This is a genomic window from Allocoleopsis sp. (genome assembly GCF_036703385.1).
Lineage (GTDB): Bacteria > Cyanobacteriota > Cyanobacteriia > Cyanobacteriales > Coleofasciculaceae > Allocoleopsis.
On record NZ_DATNPA010000568.1, the window covers coordinates 1 to 22,485 of the forward strand.

The 22,485-nt window shown below is 46.3% G+C and carries 16 protein-coding genes and 2 pseudogenes; 14 read left to right on the forward strand and 4 right to left on the reverse strand.

What is annotated here, in order from left to right; translation table 11 throughout:
- Positions 1-2,751 (forward strand): GAF domain-containing hybrid sensor histidine kinase/response regulator (locus V6C93_RS27710; RefSeq protein WP_333479897.1); only part of this gene is annotated, 2,751 nt, incomplete at its 5' end.
- A gap of 35 nt (positions 2,752-2,786) precedes the next feature.
- On the opposite strand, the pseudogene V6C93_RS38495 reads toward V6C93_RS27710, so the two are convergent.
- A pseudogene (locus tag V6C93_RS38495) lies at positions 2,787-2,960 on the reverse strand (RNA-guided endonuclease TnpB family protein); the annotation flags it as partial.
- 399 nt (positions 2,961-3,359) lie between these two features.
- Between V6C93_RS38495 and V6C93_RS27715 the strand changes: the two are divergent.
- The 5 genes from V6C93_RS27715 to psb34 all read left to right on the forward strand — a co-directional run bounded on the left by V6C93_RS27715 (position 3,360) and on the right by psb34 (position 9,416).
- Positions 3,360-5,045: an ATP-binding protein gene (locus V6C93_RS27715; protein WP_333479898.1), complete on the forward strand. Its 1,686-nt coding sequence runs from the start codon at positions 3,360-3,362 to the stop codon at positions 5,043-5,045.
- Positions 5,046-5,103: 58 nt separating this feature from the next.
- Positions 5,104-5,688, forward strand: a complete 585-nt coding sequence (locus tag V6C93_RS27720; protein ID WP_333479899.1) for a DUF99 family protein — start codon at positions 5,104-5,106, stop codon at positions 5,686-5,688.
- 1,076 nt (positions 5,689-6,764) lie between these two features.
- Positions 6,765-8,990 carry a caspase family protein gene (locus tag V6C93_RS27725; protein WP_333479900.1) on the forward strand — a complete coding sequence of 742 codons (2,226 nt, stop codon included), beginning with the start codon at positions 6,765-6,767 and terminating at the stop codon, positions 8,988-8,990.
- Positions 8,991-9,037: 47 nt separating this feature from the next.
- The gene (locus tag V6C93_RS38840; protein WP_414644291.1) at positions 9,038-9,166 is read left to right on the forward strand and encodes a tetratricopeptide repeat protein; all 129 of its coding nucleotides are present in this window, start codon (positions 9,038-9,040) and stop codon (positions 9,164-9,166) included.
- 70 nt (positions 9,167-9,236) lie between these two features.
- A complete protein-coding gene (gene psb34 / locus V6C93_RS27730; protein WP_333479901.1) occupies positions 9,237-9,416 on the forward strand; it encodes a photosystem II assembly protein Psb34 in 180 nt (59 codons plus the stop codon).
- 112 nt (positions 9,417-9,528) lie between these two features.
- Here psb34 and V6C93_RS27735 read toward each other — a convergent pair whose 3' ends face one another.
- The 3 genes and pseudogenes from V6C93_RS27735 to V6C93_RS38500 form a co-directional block, all read right to left on the reverse strand.
- Positions 9,529-9,744 carry a hypothetical protein gene (locus V6C93_RS27735; RefSeq protein ID WP_333479902.1) on the reverse strand — a complete coding sequence of 72 codons (216 nt, stop codon included), beginning with the start codon at positions 9,742-9,744 and terminating at the stop codon, positions 9,529-9,531.
- 139 nt (positions 9,745-9,883) lie between these two features.
- Entirely contained in the window at positions 9,884-10,009 is a 126-nt protein-coding gene (locus V6C93_RS27740; protein WP_333479904.1) for a hypothetical protein, read from the reverse strand.
- A gap of 5 nt (positions 10,010-10,014) precedes the next feature.
- Positions 10,015-10,296: pseudogene (locus V6C93_RS38500) on the reverse strand (zinc ribbon domain-containing protein); the annotation flags it as partial.
- Between the two features lie 473 nt (positions 10,297-10,769).
- On the opposite strand from V6C93_RS38500, the gene V6C93_RS27750 reads away from it, so the two are divergent.
- From V6C93_RS27750 to V6C93_RS27785, 8 genes are all read left to right on the forward strand, one after another.
- Complete coding sequence (locus V6C93_RS27750; RefSeq protein ID WP_333479905.1) at positions 10,770-12,044, forward strand: ATP-grasp domain-containing protein; 1,275 nt, start codon at positions 10,770-10,772, stop codon at positions 12,042-12,044.
- A gap of 169 nt (positions 12,045-12,213) precedes the next feature.
- Complete coding sequence (locus V6C93_RS27755) at positions 12,214-12,708, forward strand: DUF427 domain-containing protein (RefSeq protein WP_333479906.1); 495 nt, start codon at positions 12,214-12,216, stop codon at positions 12,706-12,708.
- Between the two features lie 61 nt (positions 12,709-12,769).
- On the forward strand, positions 12,770-13,897 hold the full coding sequence (locus V6C93_RS27760) for a DUF6745 domain-containing protein (RefSeq protein ID WP_414644292.1): 1,128 nt from the start codon (positions 12,770-12,772) through the stop codon (positions 13,895-13,897).
- Between the two features lie 333 nt (positions 13,898-14,230).
- Positions 14,231-15,856 (forward strand): IS1634 family transposase, encoded by a 1,626-nt coding sequence (locus V6C93_RS27765; protein ID WP_333479908.1) that lies wholly within the window; start codon positions 14,231-14,233, stop codon positions 15,854-15,856.
- A gap of 55 nt (positions 15,857-15,911) precedes the next feature.
- On the forward strand, positions 15,912-16,811 hold the full coding sequence (locus V6C93_RS27770; RefSeq protein WP_333479909.1) for a hypothetical protein: 900 nt from the start codon (positions 15,912-15,914) through the stop codon (positions 16,809-16,811).
- A gap of 392 nt (positions 16,812-17,203) precedes the next feature.
- Positions 17,204-19,027, forward strand: coding sequence for a CheR family methyltransferase (locus V6C93_RS27775; protein WP_333479910.1), 1,824 nt, complete (start codon positions 17,204-17,206; stop codon positions 19,025-19,027).
- Positions 19,028-19,770: 743 nt separating this feature from the next.
- Positions 19,771-20,595, forward strand: coding sequence for an SDR family NAD(P)-dependent oxidoreductase (locus tag V6C93_RS27780; RefSeq protein ID WP_333479911.1), 825 nt, complete (start codon positions 19,771-19,773; stop codon positions 20,593-20,595).
- A 438-nt stretch (positions 20,596-21,033) separates the two neighbouring features.
- Positions 21,034-22,374 (forward strand): IS701 family transposase, encoded by a 1,341-nt coding sequence (locus tag V6C93_RS27785; protein ID WP_333479912.1) that lies wholly within the window; start codon positions 21,034-21,036, stop codon positions 22,372-22,374.
- Positions 22,375-22,485: the final 111 nt, after the last annotated feature.

Genomic DNA, 22,485 nt, shown 5'->3' on the forward strand with positions numbered 1-22,485 from the left:
ATGCTTAAGCAGATTACTCAAAAAATTCGTCAAAGCTTAGATAGCCAAGAGATTTTTCAGACGACCGCCAATCAAATTGGTCAGGCATTGGGTGTAAATCGCTGTATACTTCGGACTTATCTTGCCGAGCCTTTCCCTGAAATTCCTGCTGTTGCTGAGTATTTGGAGCCTGGATATAATTCGGCTCTTAACGTGAAAGTTTCAGTGGCTGGTACTCCCTATTTTGAAGAGTTGCTCAGAAAAGACCACGCACTGCCAGTTTCTAATGTCTGCGCCGATCCAAGATTACAACCGGTTGCTCTTACCTATCGCCAACTCGAAGTTAAATCTATGCTGGCGATTCGCACATCCTATCAGGGGCAACCGAATGGTGCGATTTCGATTCATCAGTGTGACTCTTACCGTCACTGGAGCGAAGAGGAAATCGAGTTACTTGCAGCTGTTGCTGACCAAGTAGGAATTGCTCTAGCTCAAGCTCACCTTCTAGAGCAAGAAACTCGCCAACGAGAGCAATTAACCCAGCAAAATATTGCCTTAGAGCAAGCCAGACAAATTGCCGAAGCGGCTACTCAGGCAAAAAGTGAATTTTTGGCTATTATGAGCCACGAGATTCGCACGCCAATGAACGCTGTAATTGGCATGACTGGACTATTACTCGACACAGAACTGACGCCTGTACAACACGACTTTGCAGAGACTATCCGAAATAGTGGTGATGCTCTACTAACCATCATCAACGATATTCTGGACTTTTCTAAAATCGAGTCTGGCAAGCTGGATTTGGAGGAACAACCCTTTGATTTAAGACTCTGCATTGAGGAATCTCTGGACTTAGTAGCAGCCAAAGCAGCCGAAAAAAACCTGGAGTTAGCCTATCTGTTCGAGCCCAGCACTCCACACACGATTGTGGGAGATGTCACTCGACTTCGCCAAGTCGTAGTGAATTTACTTTCTAATGCTGTGAAGTTTACTCAGACTGGGGAAGTTATGGTTTCGGTAACAGCTCAAGAGTTATCAGCACACCCTCGGAACTCATACGAGGACGAAGCCCAGGTTGAATGCTTAGATCAACTTGCTAAGTTAAAAGCTGCAACCTTCTACGAAATCCAATTCGCCGTTAAAGACACGGGAATTGGTATTCGCACTGATCGCATAGACCGCCTCTTCAAGTCTTTCAGCCAAGTCGATTCTTCGACCTCTCGTCAATACGGAGGGACTGGTCTGGGTTTAGCGATTAGCAAACGCCTTGCAGAAATGATGGGTGGCAGAATGTGGGTGGAAAGTGGGGGTGTAGTCGGTGGAAATCCACCTGAAGATTTGAGATGGGAGATAAACCCTGAGAATTTAGAAGCTCTTCGTCTTAAAGAGCAACCTGAGCTTTTAAAAGCTAAAAGCCAAAGTTCCAAATCGGAAGGTTCTACTTTTTATTTCACAGTCGTCGCTGAATCGGTTCCTAATTCTTTGCAGACTGATCTCCACCTCTTTCAGCCTCAGTTAACCGGAAAACGGTTGCTCATTGTGGATGATAACGCCACCAATCGACTAATTCTCACGCTGCAAGTTCAGTCTTGGGGTATGCGCTCTCAGGCTGCACAGTCAGGTGCACAGGCACTCAACTGGCTTAATCAGGGAGAAAAATTTGACCTGGCGATTTTAGATATGTGTATGCCCGAAATGGATGGTCTAACTCTAGCAGCTCAAATTAAACAGCAGCCCAATGGTCAATGCTTACCTTTGGTGATGTTGACCTCAATGGGTAAGGCAGAGATAGAGTCTGTGGCGATCGCAGCAGACTTCACGGCCTTTCTGAATAAGCCCATTAAACAATCTCAACTCTACAATGTTTTGGCTCATATCTTTGACGGAAAGCCTGTTAAAGTGAAGCCTGACGCTCAAGGGCTCGCTCACACGTCTCTATCGTTCTCTCACCGGGTACAACTTGACCCCACAATGGCTCAACAGCTACCCCTACGAATTTTGGTCGCAGAGGACAATCAAGTGAATCAGCACTTAGCCCTGCAATTGTTGGCACGGATGGGATACCGGGCGGATGTAGCGGGTAATGGACTTGAAGCGATTCAAGCTTTACGCCGTCAGACTTATGACCTCGTGTTCATGGATGTCCATATGCCTGAAATGGACGGATTGACCGCAACGCGACACATTTGCCAGGAATGGTCACCTGCTACGCGCCCTAGAATTATTGCCATGACGGCTAATGCTATGCAAGGCGATCGCGAAAATTGCCTCAATGCGGGGATGGACGATTATATTAGCAAGCCGATCCGTGTTGAGGAGCTAGTCCAGTCTTTGAACACGTGTCAGTCTTGTTATCAATCTCACAATCCTTGTCAGCTTGAGCTGGAAAATTCTCATCCAGTCCCAAAACTTGAGGAGGCTTCAAAGCTGAAAGCTGCTGTTGATACAGAGGTATTGCAAGCCCTTCTAAGTCATATGGGAGCCAATGCCTCGGTGTTTATGGGTCAACTGATTGATATTTACCTGAAAGAAACGCCATTACTCCTGCAAACTCTGGCGACATCTGTTACCCAAGAGGATGTGGCGGCGATCAGACAGGCGGCTCATACTCTCAAGTCAAGCAGTGCCTCCTTGGGAGCGATTACTCTCTCTGAGCTTTGTCAGGAGTTGGAGGCGATCGCTGGATCTGGCGCGATCACACAGGCACAAGAACTGTTTACCCGGTTGGAATCTGAGTTTGAACGAGTCAAGACTGCTTTGCAATATCACTAAGGTTTTTCTTGCCTGTATGGGCATCACATTGAGGGCAAACCTGGGAGCTTGACTTGATTCCCTTTCAATAGCTGACCTTTTCCCAACTGTGGGTAAACAAATGACCGCATCCGGTATCTGTTCTTGAACCGAGGGAAACCCATTCCCTTGCGCTTCATGTCCACAAAAGCAGCTTCTAGTCTCTTAACGACTTGCTGCAATGCCTGAGCGTAATACTAAAAATCCGTAAAAATACGGTCTATAAAAGTTAAAAAATTCAGTAAAGTCAAGTTATCTACCTTAATAACTAAACACAGGAATAAAAATATCAGTCTTAAACTCTGGCTATGTGACTCAAGCTCCTTGATATACCACTGGCTTTTTTAAGCATAAACTTACAGGTTTAACAGTTGGCATATCTTGAAAATTCTGGAGAATAGCGGCTTTCGTATGGAAGTCGCTGACTTTTATGGATAGTCTCCTGCATCCTTGCCGAATTTTTTCGGGAGCTTTGCAGCAAGAGGGACTCAACAAGGCTCGACAAATCTATCAAAAATTGGCATCACAGATTAAATCTTAGAGGAAATAATTTAGGGAACGTGGTGAATAGAACATTCGAGAGCTTAGGTATGCGCACCAATATTCAGAAAAATTCTACTCTGATTCTTATAGCAGACGATGACCGATTCACCCGAATGCTGCTGCGTCAAATTATGGAAGAAGAAGGGTATCGGGTGGAAGAGGTGGGGGATGGAGAGCAGTGTCTCGCTGCCTATAGTCAACTACAACCCGATATGGTGCTGCTAGATGCCATGATGCCCGTGATGGATGGTTTTACCTGCTGCACCCGACTGCAAGCCCAGGCAGAGAGCAATGCGCCGAACGGTGATAGCTGGACTTCGTCCCGCTTTGCTGCGACGGCACCATGCTACGCAAAGGCTAACGGTTCACCCATTCCCGTGTTGATGATTACTGGACTGAATGACCAGGCATCTGTAGATTGGGCATTTGAAGCCGGTGCAACCGATTTCGTCACTAAGCCGATCCATCCACCCGTGCTGCGTCGGCGTGTCCGTCGTCTTCTCGAAGCCAGTTGGGCAGAAAAGGCGTTGCGGGAAAGTGAGAAAAAATATCGCTCGGTGGTAGAAAACGTCAGAGAAGTTATCTTTCAAACCAACACTTCTGGAGACTGGACATTTCTCAATCCTGCCTGGACAACACTCACGGGCTTTACAGTGGAAGAGAGTCTAAAAACAAGTTTTCTAAATTACGTCCACCCCGATGACAGGCTGATGTCAATGGAACTGTGGCAGTCGCTGCTCACGGGTGGACAAGAATCTTGTCGGCACGAGATGAGATTTTTATCCAAAGCCAGTCAGATTTTTTGGGTGGAAATCCATGCCCATTCAACCCTGGTTACTGACGGAGCCGTTACAGGTCTTTCTGGCATTTTACAAGATATCACAAAGCGTCGGCAAGCAGAAGCCTTGGAGAGAGAAAAATTTAGGCTGGAGAGTGAAATTTTGGAGCGGCAACGCACAGAGCAAATGATTTGCAACACCCTGGAAAAGGAAAAAGAATTGGGTGAACTTAAATCTCGTATCATTACCACGATATCCCACGAGTTCCGCACTCCCTTGACAACAATTTTGGGTTCTAGTGAATTACTAAAAAATTACGGGGAGAAATGGCCTGAAGAGAAAAAAATGAAACATTTTGAGCGGATTGAGTATGCTGTAGAGCATATAACTAAATTGCTCAATGATGTTATTATTATCGGTCAAGCGGAAGCAGGAGAATTAGAGTTCAATCCGACCCAGCTCGATGTGAAAGTGACGACATGCGAGATTATTGAGAAGTTACAACACCGTTTTAAGAATCAAAAAGAGGGAGGCCGGGTCACTGTACCGAGTATTATTTTTTTGATTCCAGAGGACGGCGCTCAAGCCAAATTGGATGGGAAGTTGATCGAGCAAATTCTGACGAATTTAGTTTCCAATGCGGTGAAATATTCTCCTCAAGGAGGCGAAGTTCGTTTGGAGTTAGTGTGTCAGCAAGGTCAAGCTATTTTCCGCCTTCAGGATGAAGGCATCGGTATCCCCCCAGGTGAGCGAGAGCGAGTGTTTGAAGCCTTCTATCGAGCCAGTAATGCAGGCACAATCCAGGGGACGGGATTAGGACTTGTGATCGCCAAAAAATGTGTAGACTTACTTGGAGGTGAAATAATATTAGAAAGTGAGGTGGGCGTCGGCACAACGCTGACAGTTATACTGCCGTTAAATCCTATGCCAACCCAAGAAAAAAATTTTGAATAGTTATTAGTACTGACTACCCAGTCAGACTCATAATGTATGGCTAATCAAGAATGACTTAATGGAACTTGAGGCTCTGCTTAGACTGAATCGTGTAATTCGCGTCATTGGCTTCGATGATGCTCCCTTTATCCGAAACGCTGGCGAGAATGTATCCATTGCAGGGGTTGTTTGTGCTGGGACTCGCTTTGAGGGCATGGTTTGGGGACAAGTGGAGCAGGATGGTTGGGATGCAACGGATGTGATTTTAAGGTTATTGTTGGGACGAAAATTCCTACCCCAACTCCATATTTTGCTGCTGGATGGGATTGCGTTTGGCGGCTTGAATGTTATTGATTTACCCAGACTTTCAGAGCAACTCAAGCTTCCGTGCGTAGCAGTAATGCGGCGGATGCCTAACTTAATGGCTGTAGAACAAGCGATTCGTCGTTTACCAGAGCCAGAGAAACGTTTAGAGAGGCTCTACCATGCCGGAACCATTCACGCGCACCCGCCCTTTTTCTTCCAGGTGTGCGGTGCTTGCCCGAAGGTAACGTTCTCGGTACTAAAACGCATCACGGATTGTGGCAACGTGCCGGAGGCATTGCGTCTCGCTCATTTAATTGGTGCAGCGGTTATGAAAGGAGAGAGTGGCAGTTCGGCTTAACGAATTATGGATTAGCCGTTGTCAGCAGGTTCACTAGGGTAGAAGCGATCGCATCCACCGAAAGAACAAAATCTACTTTAATCTCCAAGCCTCCACCCTTCAGGGGGAGGTCAATCTAAAATCAAATGACCCTCCTGTGCCCTAGATAACATTAAACCCGCCTAACTGAGGCGGGTTTATAAGTAGTAATTACCAGTCAGAATCGAGCTAATTAACGATAAAACAGGAAAGCCAGAAAATTTAAATGACATCAACTAGTGGTGGGCTAATTAACGCTACTATCATAACTCCGATTTACACCTTTATATTTGTCCCAAAAGACATCAATTTTGGTCAATTGCCCAGCCCATTATCATCATCAATTTTTAACTTAAATTGGCTGCGGACACTGCCACATTCTTGTTTCAGGTGTACTCAAATTAAAAGCAGCGCTGGATTTGATCAGGTCGGCACAGAATCGAATCCTAATGTTTAGTGCGAAGGTTCTCTTACTTCGTTGTGCCTATTTAAAAATTAGCATTAAATTTTTGGCTCTGAACCGAAATTTTACTAAACTTTATCATCATTAACGTGTAGAAACAATCAAGAAACAAGCTTAAAAATGGATAGCAGGTTGGACGGTTGAAGGGTAGAGTTTTTCATTCCTGTGTGGTGATTGCTCGATCAGGGGAATTGAGGTAAGCGATCGCAAAGAGAGCGCCAATCATTCGGTTACTCGTCGGGGTTCGGCTTGATGGGACACTCACAGGAAGTTGCGTTGCTCCTACGGAGCCGCTTCGCTAACGTAGATAGTACTTTCTCTTCCTTGTCCCCCTTATCCCCCTGGTCTCTCTATCTACTACGTTTGACTTCAACTCGGTATCACAACCCTGACAGTTTATCGGGCTGCCTAATGGGTACGATCAAGGTATTGTTGCAAAACGTAAAATATTGTGACCTGTCCTAGCCAGGTGGATTAATACTGTAGAACCTGTAAAACATTGCGGTTAATCTACGTTTTTGATACCCATTTCAGCCCGAAGCATCTGCATTAGTATATCGATCTCTCTTCTCATCCCCGTGAAGTTCAAATAATTATGCCCCCGATCAAACGTCGTCACTTTTTGCAATCTACTGCGTCCCTGCTTGCGAGTCTCGGTTTAAGCCAACTGGACATTCAAAGATCAGGCGATCGCTACGCCCGTGTCCTTGCTCAAGGAACACCCCGTAAACTCGCTTTGCTGGTAGGGATTAATAATTATCCGGAAACGGGAGAATATAGTGCTTTGAGGGGATGCCTCACAGATGTCGATTTGCAGAAACAACTGCTGATCAACCGCTTTGGCTTCAACCCAAAGAACATCCTCACCCTGACGGATGCACAAGCCACCCGTCAAGGCATCCTCACCGCCTTTGAGGAACACCTGATTAAGCAAGCCCAACCAGGGGACGTAGTGGTGTATCACTACTCGGGACATGGTTCTCAAGTGCAAGACCCGGATTGCGACTCCTCTCCCACTTGTCTAAACAGTACTTTTGTGCCCATAGATAGTGCCGCCGTCACCGGAACTCGTGGTCAAGGAGGCGTTGTCCAAGACATTATGGGGCATACCTTATTCCTGCTGATGTACGCCCTGAAAACAGAAAACGTTACCGTTGTTCTCGATAGCTGCTACTCTGGCGGCGGCACAAGAGGTAATCTACAAATTCGCTCAGTTAGAGGCGGTTCTCAACTCCAGATCGCGAATACCGAACGAGAGTATCAGCAACGGTTGCTTTCGATGACCAATCTTTCACCCGATGATTTTAAGCGACTGCGTCGTCAAGGGGTGGCAAAAGGCGTTGTCATTGCTTCTACAAAACCCGACCAAGTGGCAGCGGATGCCGCGTTCAGCGACATTTATGCAGGTGCGTTTACTTATGTCATGACTCAGTATCTCTGGCAGCAGACCAAGAATGAAGCACTGCGTAATGTTGTGGTCAATGTTGCTCGCAGTACCAGAAAAGCATCATTCACGGGGCAAGAACCCTTAGCGGACATCAAGCAAGAAAGCGACTATAACAAGCGTGCTATCTACTTTGTGGAGCAACAGATGCCAGCTGCTGAAGCGGTCATTTTGGGAGTAGAAGGCGATCGCGCTCAAGTGTGGCTAGGTGGCATTAATCCCAAAAGCCTTCAAACCTTCGACCAGGGTGCCATTCTCTCCATTATCGATTCCCAAGGCAAGCCGCAAGGACAAGTGATGTTGGAATCACGCCAAAAATTAATTGGGCAAGGCAAACTCATGGGAACGGCTCAACCTGGAGCGCTGTTGCAGGAACAAGTGCGCGGAATTTCCAACAATGTCACCTTATGCATTGGGCTTGACCCCTCCTTAGGCAACGACGCTACGGCGGCGAAGCAAGCTCTACAATCCATGCGACGGATTGAAGCTGTACCCCTGCGGCAAAAAGAAGTACATTACATCCTGGGACGCATGACCGATGCCTATTCCCGACAGTTGCAGCAACAAAGAGTCGCGGAGCTTCCCCCGATTGGCAGTGTTGGCCTATTCACGCCAGGACTAGAGTTGATTCCTAAATCTTTTGATACTGCCGGCGAACCTGTAACGGCTGCTATCACTCGCCTGCAAGCCAAACTCAAGTCATTAGTCGCCGCCCACCTGGTAAAACTCATCCTCAATCCCGATTCATCACGCCTGAACGTGACGGCTACCATGACTCGAGAAGATCAGAAACAAGTTCTCGCTACCGTTTTCCCCGTTCGGGGTGGTGCCCTTGGTCAAGGTTCTCCATCGAACCGACCCACTCAACCCCTTCCCGCTGATGCGAGTAAGTTACCTCTGGGAACACGGGTGCAGTTTCGGATTAACAACGACGAATCTCGCGACCTCTATATCAGCATCCTGGTGATCGATCCAACCGGTGAGATATCAGTTATCTTCCCCAACCAATGGACAGAAACTGACGATGTGATGAGAGTAGGGGCTAAGCAGTCAATACAGATTCCTGACCCCACCAAGGGTGATACTTTTGCCCTGGTGGCTCAAGAACCGAAAGGAGTCGCAGAAGTTTTGATTATCGCCAGTGCTACACCCATGAGCAAAGCACTTCAGGCATTACGAGAGGTTGCCTCGCGGGGAGGGAACAATCGAGGCCCCGTGACGCCGAATGAACCGACACAGGTGATTAGCAATCTACTGGATGACCTCGATGAGGGCACTCGTGGAAGTCGAGGCAGCACGGGGGGGTCAAGCCAAGGCGTTAAGAGTGTCGATACCAGCCAGATGGCGGCAATGTCGATTACGTTTGAGGTGATTTAGTGCTGAAGATGGGCGATCGCTAAAGCTAGGAAGGCATTCTCAACTCTATTGGTTTAGCTTACAGAAACTTGGGTCAGTATCAGAAGGCTCAGGAATCCTTACAGCAAGCCCTAGCCTTACCCTGGTGCTGTGGCCAGGGGTTTTTATCTCTCCCAGAACAAGAACTGATAGTCTAGCCCTTGCGTTTATGTAAATATTCCGTTACATTTATTTACATAACGTAACAAATAAAAAAAGGGAAGCAAAATGTACACCACCGTCAACGAAGAAGGTATCCTGAACAACTACGCTCCTGAAACCCAGGTTTACTGCGCAGAGTACCCAGCGGTGTGGGAGCAACAAAGATATGCAGCGCAAGGAGCAGTAGCAACTCTCTTTGTTGGTGTACTGATTGTGATTTCATTTGCAGCGAGTGCAGTGGGCTAAGCTTTCGGAATTCTCTGTCATTGGTTTTTTCTCAAGACAAGGTATTTATCGACCCCAGCCGTGGTGTGCTGGGTTTTTTTTTGGCTACTGGCTCATCACCAGGGGGTTGTTTTTACCTTTCTTGGTACGCTTGCAACAGTGCTGCCGCTGCTTCGTTCCTGGTATAGTGAGGCCCTCCACTCTTACCAGAAGAGCGCCAACTCCAGGGGCGATCACTAAAGCCATCCTTGACAACTACGCCTTTACTTTTACCGTCAAGACAGACTTCCCACCCGTTAGGAGTGCGTCTGTAAGTCCAGATTCTCTCAGCCTTTTTCTTTTTAGCCATCTTGTTTTACCTCGCTTTGGAACTGGTTTAGCACGGCTTGAAAGATGAGTTTTTACTCTTTGATGCAAAGGATTTAACACTATTTTGCCCCTAGTGGTGCGAACCCTATATTGACCCCAGGTATCTCAGCTCCATCCCTTTAGGGCTTCAAAACAGCATCAATCGCCCGGTCAATTAAGTCCACCGCCTCAACCCCATAGTGGTAAGTCTGAAACCGCATTCCCTCCACCACTTCTAGTTGTTTTGACGGGCGATGTCCAAACATTATCCTCATACAGCCGTAGAGCCAAACTGCCCACAGAAGTCATCTTTACTAATCCAAGTTCCCACATGCCCTGTGGTACTCAAGGCTAAGTTCAGAATGTTGATTGCGGCATTCCAGTCTCGATCTAGGATGAATCCGCACTAACAAATGTATGTTCTCATAGACAAAGATTTCTTGACGACAGTGCCGCAATTAGAGCATTGCTGGGAAGTATAGGCAGGATAAACGGCAACGGTTATTCTGCCAAACTTAACGCCAAAATACTCTAACCACTTCCTGAATTGATACTACAAATCTACATCCAACCTCCAGAACAGTTGGTGGTGAATCGCAACAGCGCTTCGCTATCGCTCTACCACTATGTAGCATCAAATTCAACGACCAAGTACCAGTAATAAACCTTCTGCCATCTGCCCTCTACCTTCTGCTTTTTGCTATAACTGGTCACTGATTTCCGCCATGCTACACTAGTTTGGCTTAATCCTTAAATAATCTTCAAAATGCTAGCGGTTCAACTAAGAACAATATCCTTGGATAGAGGATTAATACTACATGAGATAGAGTAAATTACGCTCACCGTGGAATAAGATTACAAAAAATAGCTCAAAAAAAGATTGATATAACCCTAAAGCTTCTAGTTATAGAGACTGGAAGCTTTTTTATGCCGTGGCAAGGAGAGGCTAATCCTAATTTTTTGCGCGCAAATTTTATTGACATGAAACATTTTTGTTTAGTTTTTACTCCATTTGGAAAGTTTTTCATGAACTCAAGATACGACTTTCACTACTTTAAGGGGAATTCTTTTTCCGATCTGTTTGCTAAGGACATCACAGATGCAAGTTATGGGTTTATCCTAAATTACCCAGCGACAGCTAGTTGGGCGGCTTACCCTAATACGAAAAAATACTTTATTCAAGACGGCAGTAGTGAAGCCAGCAAAACATCCTTCGACAAGATTTGCCAGAAGGAACCTTGGAAAAATCTGGCTGTAATCGGCGACGCCCTTCCAGGCATTGTTATTATTGAGCCGTCAAAGGTGTTGATTGACTACTGGCGGGAGCATTTAGGCTTTAGCTACTCCAAGATGGAAATGATGCACTGCTCGGCTTATCTGGATAACCTAAGCCAAAACGATCGCTTTGACAATGTGATCACTCTGTTTCCCTTTGATAATCTGCAACCGGAAAAACACGCCGTTAATCCAGACACCCACTACCACTTGCTCAGCAAAGTGTCCCTAGCTGAACTGGGAGTGCAATGTCCCAAATATGAGAGCTATAATCTCCACGAAATCAGTCTCAAAGACATTCAGTTACCAGAGCAATTCCCGTACTTGATTAAAACATCGCACGGACTTTCCGGAGAAGGAACTTATATTATTAGAAGCGCCAGCGATCTGAACTACTGCCTTGAAGAACTAAGGAAATATCTCGCTATTAAACTGCTTGATACGATCATTGTCTCGCAGTTCGTCAAGGACGCTGTGCAGAACTACTGTGTGCAGATCTACGTTAGCAAGACAGGAGAGATCACGCTCATCGGCACCACCACCCAACTTGTCACAGAGGAGGGCAACTATTTAGGGGGGCTGATTCACTACCGGGAAACCGATATGAGCAAATTTTTTGAGATGATTGCTGCTGTTGGTCAGTATGCTCACCAGCAGGGGTATTTCGGTTTTATTGGCTTCGATGTATTGGAAGATAAAGACGAACAGCTTTATGCGATCGATGCCAATTTCCGAGTCAATGGCTCAACGCCTCTGTGCTTGCAGCGCCATACCCTACTAGGACGAGGAAAAGAAGTGGCTAAATATTCCAGTGACTATCGCATGGATGGAACATTGGACTCTATTTTAGTGACGCTAAGACCCGAACTGGAGCGCAAAGACTTTATCATTTTATCGGCTCTAGAGAAGGTCAAATACGGAAAAATATACACCGAAATTTACGGAATCGTGGCAGGAGAGACGATTGAGGAAATGCAGCAAATCGAGCATAAATTACAACATAAGGGATTGCAGGTGAGCGATTAAACAGCTTGCTCGCCTTGAACACAGATGAAAACCCCAGCTTTCCCAACTCCGTAACCTGCGATCGCAACAATCAGGGCTAACAGACGGCCTCAGCAAGAACATTGCGGCCTGAGCGATCGCCACCCATTTAAAATGGGCTGTATGATACCCGCAGGAGACCTGAGAGAGCGTGAACAGTCCCCGCATTGAACCCGAACCCGGTCAAGAGTCTGTCTGGGATTATCCGCGTCCACCCCGCTTAGAAGACGCCCCCAAGCACATTCAGATCATCTTCAATGGAGTTGCGATCGCAGATACCCATCGTGCCAAGCGTGTATTGGAAACCAGCCATCCGCCCGTCTACTACATTCCTCCGGAAGATATCAAGATGGACTATTTAGTCACAACCCCTCAAGGGTCGTTTTGTGAGTGGAAGGGTGGGGCGATTTACCATACCGTTGTTGTTGGTGACAAACAGGCTACCAATGCTGCCTGGTCTTATCCCAGTCCCACATCAGCTTTTGCGACGATCAAAGACTATTTAGCCTTCTATGCCCATCTGATGGATGCCTGTTATGTCAACGGGGAAAAAGTGCAACCGCAACCAGGGAATTTTTACGGCGGTTGGATTACTCAGGACATTGTAGGGCCGTTCAAAGGTGGCCCTGGAACATGGGGTTGGTAAGTTTTCAGCGATGCGATCGCGTGCTGGAGCAATGAATCATACGAACCGCAGGGATGGTGGTATGTCGCCGACTAAAATTACACAACTGACGCCCGAACAAGAGGCGATGATTGCGGTATACCGGGAAAAGTGGCAGGCGATCGCACTCTCTACTGAACCCATCGATCACCAAAAAGCGACAGAGGCGGTAAAAGCTGCTTACGTTGCACTGGGGCAAAAAGAACCTGATATTCTTTTTTTCGATAGCCCTTCTCAGGCTATAACCACTATCATTTTGCACCGACTGGAGCAACCTTGGTGGCGTCAAATCGGTAGCATTGTCTGGGCTGATCTAAAGCCTTCCTTATGGAGTTTAGTTTGGAATCGACTGTGGAAGCAACTGAGTCATCAACTGAGCAATCAACTGAGTCACCAACTAGAGCAACATATTTGGAGAAACCTGTGGAGTGACGTGTGGAACCAAGTTGCAAGCTTACTGAGGAATTTAGTCTTGCAGGAAGCACAGAGACAAGTGCTGAATCAAAAGTCGATTTATATAGATGAAGAACTGAAGGTTCTACTTAATACCTGTATTCAACCCGAACTTTGGGCGTGTTATGGCAGTCGGTTTGATTTTTGTCGTTCTATGTTAAATTGTGCTTGCGATCGCCAAAAATGGTCAGCCTTTGAGTCGTTGGTCACAAATTGCGGTTGGATTTTCCCGAATGATAGGATTTGCTATGTTTGCGATCGCCCAACCAAACTTTCCTTTGACAGCGAAAATCGTCTCCATGCAGAAGGAGAGCCTGCTCTTGAGTTTGCCGATGGGTACAGCCTGTACTCTTTTCACGGTGTCAGATTACCTAAAAAGTACGGGAAACTGCACCCAAATCAATGGCAAGCTGAATGGGTTTTAGAGGAAGATAATAGCGAATTGAGACGAGTCCTTATCCAGGGAATTGGCTACGGACGAATTTGCCAAGAGTTAGAAGCACAGCTACTCGATTCTTGGCAGGATTACTCTCTATTAAAAATCGATAACATTATCGATTGGCGGGATGGAGAACCAATTTACTTATTAAAAATGACATGCCCCAGTACGGGTTTCATTCACGCGATGCGCGTACCACCGGATACAAGCTCAGCACGTGAGGCAATAGCTTGGGTAAATTGGGGAATTGACCCAGAGGAATTTCAAACGCAAACCTGAGATGATTGGGTTCACGTTTGTAAGAACTACTATGCATGAGTCGTATCTATCTCAAAGAAAGTCAAAATCTTGTAATACTTACAAATGCAGGCGAGTGATATATTAGCAGCGGCTTTGCGCTCAAGAGAATTGCCGCACAGCCTGCAATGGTGGCGATCGCTCACAGATCTGAGAAAGGCTATAGATAGAAGCAGCATTTGAGGCGATTAAGGCTTGGGACTATACACACTTGTGAATGAAATTACACAAATACCTCATCCTATCAATTCTCGAATTACAAGTAAGAACCTACATTCCGCAGGTTGGGGAGGAGAGGAATGGTATTTTTGTAGGATGAAATCTATAGCATCTGCCATTAGAGTACAAGACCTTGACCACTGCGGTCTAGTAGCGGGAATCATTGACCAAATGGGACTGGTGGAAAAAATTGATCGGGAAGTGGGAACCCACCCGCAAGAAATCCTGAGTGCCGGAGTAGCAGTGAAAGCAATGATTCTCAACGGGCTGGGCTTAGTAAGTGCCCCTCTCTACCTGTTCGAGAAATTCTTTGTGGGTAAAGCCACCGCACATCTCCTGGGAGAGGGAATTCAACCGGAACACCTCAACGACGACCGCTTGGGAAGAGTCCTAGAGCAACTGTTTGAAGCGGGGCTGACCTCTGTGTTTGTCAAAATTGCTCTAGCTGCGGCAGCTCAGTTTGAAGTCAGCAGAGACAGCCTGCACCTCGATTCGAGTTCCTTCCACGTTCATGGAGCCTATCTCACTCAGGGAGCGATTGCGGCAGAAGAACCCGCAGCGTTGGCAATTACTCATGGCTATTCGAGAGACCATCGACCTGACCTCAAACAATTCATCATCGATCTGATGTGTAGCGGGGATGGAGACGTACCCCTGTACCTACGAGTAGCCGATGGCAATGAATCAGATCAAGCTATCTTTGCTCAACTGATGAAAGACTTTCGAGCACAGTGGGATTGTGATGCTCTGTTTGTAGCCGATGCCGCTCTCTACAGCGAAGAGAACCTGAATGTCTTGAGCAATCTGCGATGGCTCAGTCGAGTCCCAGCCACTCTCAAAGCGGCTCAGGAATTGATGGAACACTTGCCGGATGAAGCCTTACACCCATCTCAATTGAACGGATACCGTTGGGCTGGTGTTTGTAGCAACTATGCTGACATCAAGCAGCGATGGTTGGTTGTCGAAAGTCAAGCGCGACGAGAGGCTGACCTCAAGCATCTCCAACAAAAAATACAACAGCATTTTGTGGCAGCCCAAAAGCAACTCCAACAGCTAGAGCTGTCTAATTTTGCCTGTGCGCCTGATGCGTTAGCCTCAGCCCAACACTGGAGCCAAAAGCTACGATACCATCACCTGAGCCAGCTCGAAGTTGTGCCGCACCCTTACTACAACAAGGCAGGGCGACCGCGTAAGGGTCAAGCCCCTGATGGCTATCGCTATCGTCTCCAAGGCACTTTGATGATCAAACAAGAGGTTGTGGCTCTCGCCCAAAGAAGAGCTGGACGCTTTATTGTGGCTACCAATGTCTTAGAGTCTGAGTCCCTGAGCTGTGAGGAGATGCTCTGCAAGTATAAAGGGCAGCAAGCCACCGAGAGAGGCTTCCGTTTTCTCAAAGACCCGATGTTCTTTACTAACAGTGTCTTCCTCAAGACTCCAGAGCGGATTGCCGCCTTGGCGATGGTGATGGGTCTGTGTTTATTGGTTTACACTCTGGCTCAAAGAGCCTTACGTCAAGCTCTGGCTAGCGCCAAGCAGACCATTGATAATCAAGTGGGAAAGCCGACGGCTACCCCAACGATGCGTTGGGTGTTTCAGTGCTTTCAGTCCATTCATTTGGTGATTGTTGATGGGGTCGAGCAGGTTGTCAACTTAACTCAGGAGCATCAACGCATTCTTCAGTTTCTCGGTGCTCCCTGCCAAAAATATTATCTATTGGTCTGACTAACCTGCGGAATGTGGGAAGAACAGAAGAATATTCTATTTTTGCTAAACGATTATGAAAGAAGAGTCTTCACAATTCCTAAACCTTGAGCTAGAGGCAGCCAATGAAAAGACTAGTAGCGATCGCCTCACTGAACTGGCAAGCATTACCACCGATCTAGCAAGGATAATTGCCAAAAATCCGAGTGCTAACCCTGAGCTACTGAGAAAACTGAGCGCTAGCTGCGATTTTACAACCCGCTTACACGTAACATTAAACCCCAATACTCCAACCGATGTGTTACTGGAGTTAGGACGTTTGTTTCCCGAACAACTGCTACGTAATCCTAGATATCCTCTCCTGTTGCAAGAAAATCCTAATTTATTAGCAGGTACCTTACAAAATCTACTCAAATTAGAAGGGTTACCAATCTATGTCCTAGAGAAGTTTGCCAAGCATCAAAATGTTTGGGTTCGCGCTGAAATTGCCATCAATGCCAACACCCCTGTTACAATCTTAGAGGAATTGGCAATGGATCGAGATACTGTTCGTCAAAGCGTTGCATATAATCTCAACGCACCCAAGAGTATTTTGAAGGAATTGGCGAAAGATATTAATTGGCGAGTCCGGCAAGCTGTTGCGTCCAATCCTAATACGGCTGAGAATACCTTAGAGGAATTGTCCTGGGATAATCAGTGGCATATTCGGGTAGCCGTTGCATCAAATCCCAGTACGCCGACTAGAATTCTGGATAATTTTCGTTGGGATAATGATCGCGGAATGCGTCAGGCACTCGCCCAAAATCCCAACACGCCTACCACCATCCTCAAACAATTAGCCTTCGATAAGGATTTTGAAATTCGTCAAGATGTTGCTAGAAATCCCAATACACCTATGAGTGTGCTGGAGGCTTTGGTGAGAGATAGAGAGTTCGCCGTCTGTTTTCTGTATCGAAATATGAGCCTCAGATGTTAATTTTCGCCTGAAAAGATTACCATTGAATGACTCCTGTTGGGTAGAAAATTACATCAGTGCAGTAGGTGAGAGATATTTTTCCAGAACTGAGGTTTGTCGCAAGTTATGGATAATATTCCTCCAGAATTGCTTAGCCTTCAACAGCAGGCAATAAATGAGAAAGCGAGTAGCAAACATCGTCAACAAAGAAAGTTAATTTTAGGGTATGAATCCCATAAAATTAACCTGCCGGAGCTTTAGTGAGGGTGTCCATGTATCCCACACCAATTTTAAAATTATGGTTCGGAGCTTTAGTGAGGAGGTCTTATAGCCCCCCAGACCCCCCAATAAAGATAAAATTGGTGAGGCGATTACCCATTTAGTCCTGTACGGACAGGTGGTAGACTTTTGGCATGGATAGGATTGAAGAAGATCCCACCTTTGAATCGTTACTTCAATATCTTAAACGAACTCGTGGTATCGATTTCACGGGTTACAAACGCCCTAGCTTGATGCGCTTAACTACGAAGCGAATACAGCGCTTGGGGATTGAGTCTTTTATCGAGTATTTGGACTATCTGGAAGCTAATCCCCTTGAAATTAACATCTTACTTGATTCTCTATTACAGAAAGTCACCACGTTTTTTCGGGATGCAGCGGCTTGGCAGTGCCTGACTCAAGAAGTAATTCCGCGTATTCTGGAAAATAAGCCATACAACGAGCTAATCCGGGTTTGGAGTGCGGCTTGTGCGTCCGGCGAGGAAGCCTATACGATCGCCATAATCCTAGCAGAAGCGTTAGGGGAAGAGGAATTTAAAAGACGGGTAAAAATCTACGCCACAGATTTATATGAAGAAACGATCGCCCGTGGTCGCCTCGCCACCTATTCCGCCAGAGAGTTACGAAATCTGTCCGAAACCTTGCGGGAAAAATACTTTGAAATATCGAGAACCGCCTATACCTTCCGCAGCGATTTGCGCCGATGCGTGATTTTTGGTCGCAATAACTTGGTTCAGGATGCTCCCATCAGTCATCTCGATCTGCTGATATGCCGCAATGCGCTGATGTATTTCAATGCTGAAACTCAGGCACGCGTCCTGGCTCGTTTCCACTTCGCCATCAAGGATAAAGGCTTTTTGTTTGTAGGCAAGGCGGAGATGCGGCTGACTCATGCCAACCTGTTTTCGCCAGTGAATCTTAAGTATCGGATTTTTGCCAAACAGACTAAAGTTACTTTACACGATCGCTGGCTACTCATGGCAGAAGCAGGTAATACAGAGGTTGGTAACCATCTAGTGCAAAATATGCGATTGCAGGATGAAGCCTTCGACCATTTACCCGTCGCCCAAATCGTAGTTGAGGTGAACGGGAACCTATTGCTGGTCAATCGGCAGGCGCGGCTGTTGTTTGGGATAACTAATCAAGATTTAGGTCGCCCGTTACAAGATTCGCAAGTGTCTTACCGACTAGCAGAATTGCGATCGCGCATCGAGCAGGTTTATGCCGAACGCCATTCGATCCAGCTCAATAATGTGGAATTCTCCACATCCGGTAAGAGTAATTCCCTCTACCTGGACATTGAAATCATCCCGTTGTTCGATAACAATAGCGAACTCTTAGGGGTGTCGATTGTCTTCCAGGATGCGACCCGTTACAACCAGTTACAACAGGAACTCATGCGTTCCACTCAGGAACTGGAAACGGCTTACGAAGAACTCCAGAGTACCAATGAGGAACTGCAAACCACCAACGAAGAACTCCAGAGTACCAATGAAGAACTGGAGACCATGAACAAAGAACTCCAAAGTACCAATGAAGAACTGCAAACCAGCAACGAGGAACTGCGCGATCGCACCGATGAACTCAACCGGGTCAACGCTTTCCTGGAGTCAAGTCTCACTAGCCTGCGGATGGGGATGGTGGTTTTAGACAATCGTTTGAGCATCCAAGTTTGGAACAGTGGGACAGAAAATTTGTGGGGTTTGCAAGCCGAGGAGGTTCTTGGGTTCTTTTTCGGTGACCTGGAAATTGGTCTACCGATGCAGGAACTCTGGGGAGTCATTCGCTCCTGTCAGAGTGGAGTATCAGAGTACCAAGAAATCACATTAAAGGCGATTAACCGCCGTGGCAAAACCATTCGCTGCCGTGTTGTCTGTACACCATTGCTCGTTGCCAAGCAGCAACAGGGGGTCATTCTTCTAATGGAAGATATGACGGATGAATCATCAACCCTTTGAATTTTCAGAAGTGAATCGGCACAGCTAGACAACTCTTATCCGATTAGGCAGTGATCTGAGTCAACATCATAACGTGCTATTTCTGGAACGCGAAAGCAACGCTGTACTTCCCAGAATCTGAAACCCTTACAGGTAGACAATCTGCGGCTTTATTAATGGGGCTCGTTGTTTTGTAAATAAGCATTAAGCAGATTTTATTAAAAAATGTTGCGGTTTTGCACGAGGAGTTGTTAACGTGTGCATTATGTGTTGCTTCTGGTAAATTCTCGTTTCTAGGAGATGTGCCATTTATGCTCTACGTCAATTTTGTCTTTTCACCGATTCACTGACTCCACAATGGGTTAACGATATTTCTTGGACGGCTCTACACTACCTTTCCTAAAAGACGGCTTAGAGATATCGCTGTGGATTATTTGACTAGGGGTAGGACAACTCCATCGCGTCACTGGCTGGCAAGGCCGTGTCTGTTGCTAGTCAGTCTCAAATTTTACAGAAGTCTCACTCAAGGACATTTCTTTCACTTTGCCTGCAAACATAAGTGTTCCCTACAAAATCCCTGAGGAATGTCTGGCTTTTAAAGGTTGAGTCCAACTCATACCGAAATCACTAATCCCTGTCCGTCCCATTGCCAGTTAGTTAGTTGCTTAATGTGTTCCCAGCTTTGTGAGCAACACGACTGCACTGGGTAGTGAGACGTTAACACCAAAACTCCAAAGAACTCCAACATCCAAAGGTTTTAATTTATGAACATTCAAGGCAAAACAGCCCTGATTACCGGGGCTTCACGTGGAATTGGTCGAGCGATCGCCATTGAATTAGCGCAACAAGGCGCAAAACGTCTGTTACTGGTGGCACGCGATCGCCAGCGCTTAACGGAAGTGGCGACTGAAATCGAGGCGATGGGTGTAGAAGTCGTCATCTTGGCATTGGATCTGAGTCAGCCAGTGGAAGTTAATATTGCGATCGCACAGGCTTGGCGAAATTATGGCCCGATTCATCTACTCGTAAACTGTGCTGGAGTGGCCCACCAAGCGCCCTTTTTACGCTCACCCCTGCCCAAAATGCAGGAAGAGATCGCCACGAATTTAATGGGAATGTACACAATCACCCGACTGGTTGCCCGACGCATGGCAGCACAACAGGAGGGAACGATTGTGAACGTTTCTAGCCTGATGGGCAAAATAGCCGCACCGACAATGGCAACCTATTCTGCCACTAAGTCTGCCATTTTAGGATTTACCCAAGCCTTGCGCGGTGAACTGGCTGAACATAATATCCGGGTAGTCGCTTTGCTGCCGACTCTGACGGATACGGATATGGTGCGAGACTTAGAGTTGTTTCGCTGGGTTGTGCCAATGACGACTCAGCAAGTGGCTCAGGCATTGATTACCGGACTCCGTAAGGATACACCAGAAATTTTGGTGGGATGGCAAAGTCACCTAGCTGTTTGGTGTAGCCGCATTGCTCCTTGGCTATTAGAGAAGCTTTTGCTGATGGCGGCTCCTCTACCCAAAGATAGACAAAAACACTACCCGAAACTGAGACAAGCAACGGCAGTTTCACGTTAGAGATGGTTGTAAATGGGGGGTCTGATTTAAAATTCCCCCCCTAAGTCCTGTACCTAATCGTTCATTTGGTGGAAAACTTTCTCTTTTTGATGGCTTATTGTCAATTGTTCTACTCAACTAGATGGAAGCCTTCTGGGGTTGGAACTTTCTCTCGATGACACTCCTTTTTATCGCAATAAGCCAGAGGAAGAGAGACTTTCATTGTCCTAGGGGGTTCCGTGAGAGGTTGTTCGCTTTGATAAACCCTTGTAAAAGTAGGTGATTCATCCGCGCAATCAGGAGTACCCGTTGAAGCTCCATTATCCCAACTAAAGACAAATCCGATGTAAGTTCTCAATCCAGCCTTTTTAGGATGAGCTGAAATCATCAATATATCGCTCTTATGTCACTCTGGGGAGAGTATAATCAGCACAAATCGCTGAAACCTAAGCCTTGCATATGACACAGCCAAGAGCCGCCCGACCGACGGTAAAGTTTATAGATGAATATTGCCAAGAGTATAAAAACTTGTTTCCAGAAGTTAGGAGCTTCGAGGCATTAAAACAGCTGCATGTGGGGATAATATCAGACCTTAAAAGAAAAACACTGCCAGAAATAGCCAAAATAATAGGATTAGGAAATTGCCAATCACTACACCATTTTCTGACTGACTCACCTTGGGAAGCGTCAGCTCTAAGAGAACGGCGGCTTGAACTAATTTTAAGAGCCTTAAACGGAAAAGAAATCATTATAGTAATTGATGAGACAGGGGATAGAAAAAAAGGGAAAAAGACGGATTATGTGAGCCGACAATATATCGGAAATTTGGGCAAGGTAGAGCAGGGAATCGTAGCGGTGACAGCTTATGGAATAGTTGAGGGAATGACAGTGGTGTTGAGCTTCGAGGTCTACAAACCCAAAACCCGGCTCAAAAAGGGAGAGAGTTATCGCTCAAAACCACAAATAGCGGCACAAATGCTCAGAGAGTTGAAAAACAAAGGCTTCAAGTTTTCCCAAGTATTAGCGGATAGCTTGTATGGGGAGAGTGCTAGCAATTTTATTGATTGTTTAGAGGAATTAGAGCTGGAGTATGTAGTAGCGATTCGTAGTAATCACGGAGTCTGGATGCCTACCCATCAAAGGATAAGGTACAACAAGTGGAGAAAGTTTGACCGAATTTTCGCCGATGGGAAAAAGCAAGTACGTTACATCCGAGAAGTCATCTATGGCAAGCGACTTAAGCAGCAGTATTGGGAAATCACGACGAATCCAGAAACCTTACCCAAAAATGAAACTTGGAATGTTATGACGAAGATTCCTAATCTGAAATACCACCAAGTGGGCAATCTATATGGCTTGCGGAATTGGGTAGAATATGGATTAAAACAGACCAAAAATGAATTGGGCTGGGCTGATTTTCGTCTGACCCATTACACAGATATTGAAAAATGGTGGGAGATAGTTTGTAGCGCTTATCTCATGGTGAGCCTCCATTCAATAGCCCTCTCAACCCTTAAAAAACCCTTAAACCATATCTCTATCTCTACAACGGGTTTGGGACTTCTGTTGGCAGAACATCACCATTGGGATTTCAATCTGGGTTGGAAAAACTTGCTGAACAACCTACGTTTAATTATCCAGCCTTTTTTCGCTTCAAATCTGATGAAGTTTTGGTTGAAAATCTTGCCCATTCCACATCTAGAGCTGGGCTTGAGCCGATTAATGGCTTTCATGAATCGCTTTCCTGGAGCTATTCCCAAAGCTCCCGGAAAGACCGATTTCCACTTTTCCTCTGCCTAGAGTGACATAAGAGCGATAAGACATTCTCCTCAGCCGTCAGCTCATCTGGAAATAGCTTGAAGGTGACGCTTCTAGCTTCGCTAAAGCAGGTTAAAAGTTGAAGCGAGCTTT

Excerpts from the sequence above, each read along its gene's own strand:
- psb34 (WP_333479901.1), top strand. The coding sequence starts at position 9,237 with ATGTACACCACCGTCAACGAAGAAGGTATCCTGAACAACTACGCTCCT.
- V6C93_RS27760 (WP_414644292.1), top strand. The coding sequence starts at position 12,770 with ATGTCGCCGACTAAAATTACACAACTGACGCCCGAACAAGAGGCGATG.
- V6C93_RS27785 (WP_333479912.1), top strand. The coding sequence starts at position 21,034 with ATGACACAGCCAAGAGCCGCCCGACCGACGGTAAAGTTTATAGATGAA.
- V6C93_RS27715 (WP_333479898.1), top strand. The coding sequence starts at position 3,360 with ATGCGCACCAATATTCAGAAAAATTCTACTCTGATTCTTATAGCAGAC.
- V6C93_RS27770 (WP_333479909.1), top strand. The coding sequence starts at position 15,912 with ATGAAAGAAGAGTCTTCACAATTCCTAAACCTTGAGCTAGAGGCAGCC.
- V6C93_RS27780 (WP_333479911.1), top strand. The coding sequence starts at position 19,771 with ATGAACATTCAAGGCAAAACAGCCCTGATTACCGGGGCTTCACGTGGA.
- V6C93_RS27750 (WP_333479905.1), top strand. The coding sequence starts at position 10,770 with ATGAACTCAAGATACGACTTTCACTACTTTAAGGGGAATTCTTTTTCC.
- V6C93_RS27720 (WP_333479899.1), top strand. The coding sequence starts at position 5,104 with ATGGAACTTGAGGCTCTGCTTAGACTGAATCGTGTAATTCGCGTCATT.
- V6C93_RS27765 (WP_333479908.1), top strand. The coding sequence starts at position 14,231 with ATGAAATCTATAGCATCTGCCATTAGAGTACAAGACCTTGACCACTGC.
- V6C93_RS27740 (WP_333479904.1), bottom strand. The coding sequence starts at position 10,009 with ATGTTTGGACATCGCCCGTCAAAACAACTAGAAGTGGTGGAGGGAATG.
- V6C93_RS27725 (WP_333479900.1), top strand. The coding sequence starts at position 6,765 with ATGCCCCCGATCAAACGTCGTCACTTTTTGCAATCTACTGCGTCCCTG.
- V6C93_RS27775 (WP_333479910.1), top strand. The coding sequence starts at position 17,204 with ATGGATAGGATTGAAGAAGATCCCACCTTTGAATCGTTACTTCAATAT.
- V6C93_RS27735 (WP_333479902.1), bottom strand. The coding sequence starts at position 9,744 with ATGGCTAAAAAGAAAAAGGCTGAGAGAATCTGGACTTACAGACGCACT.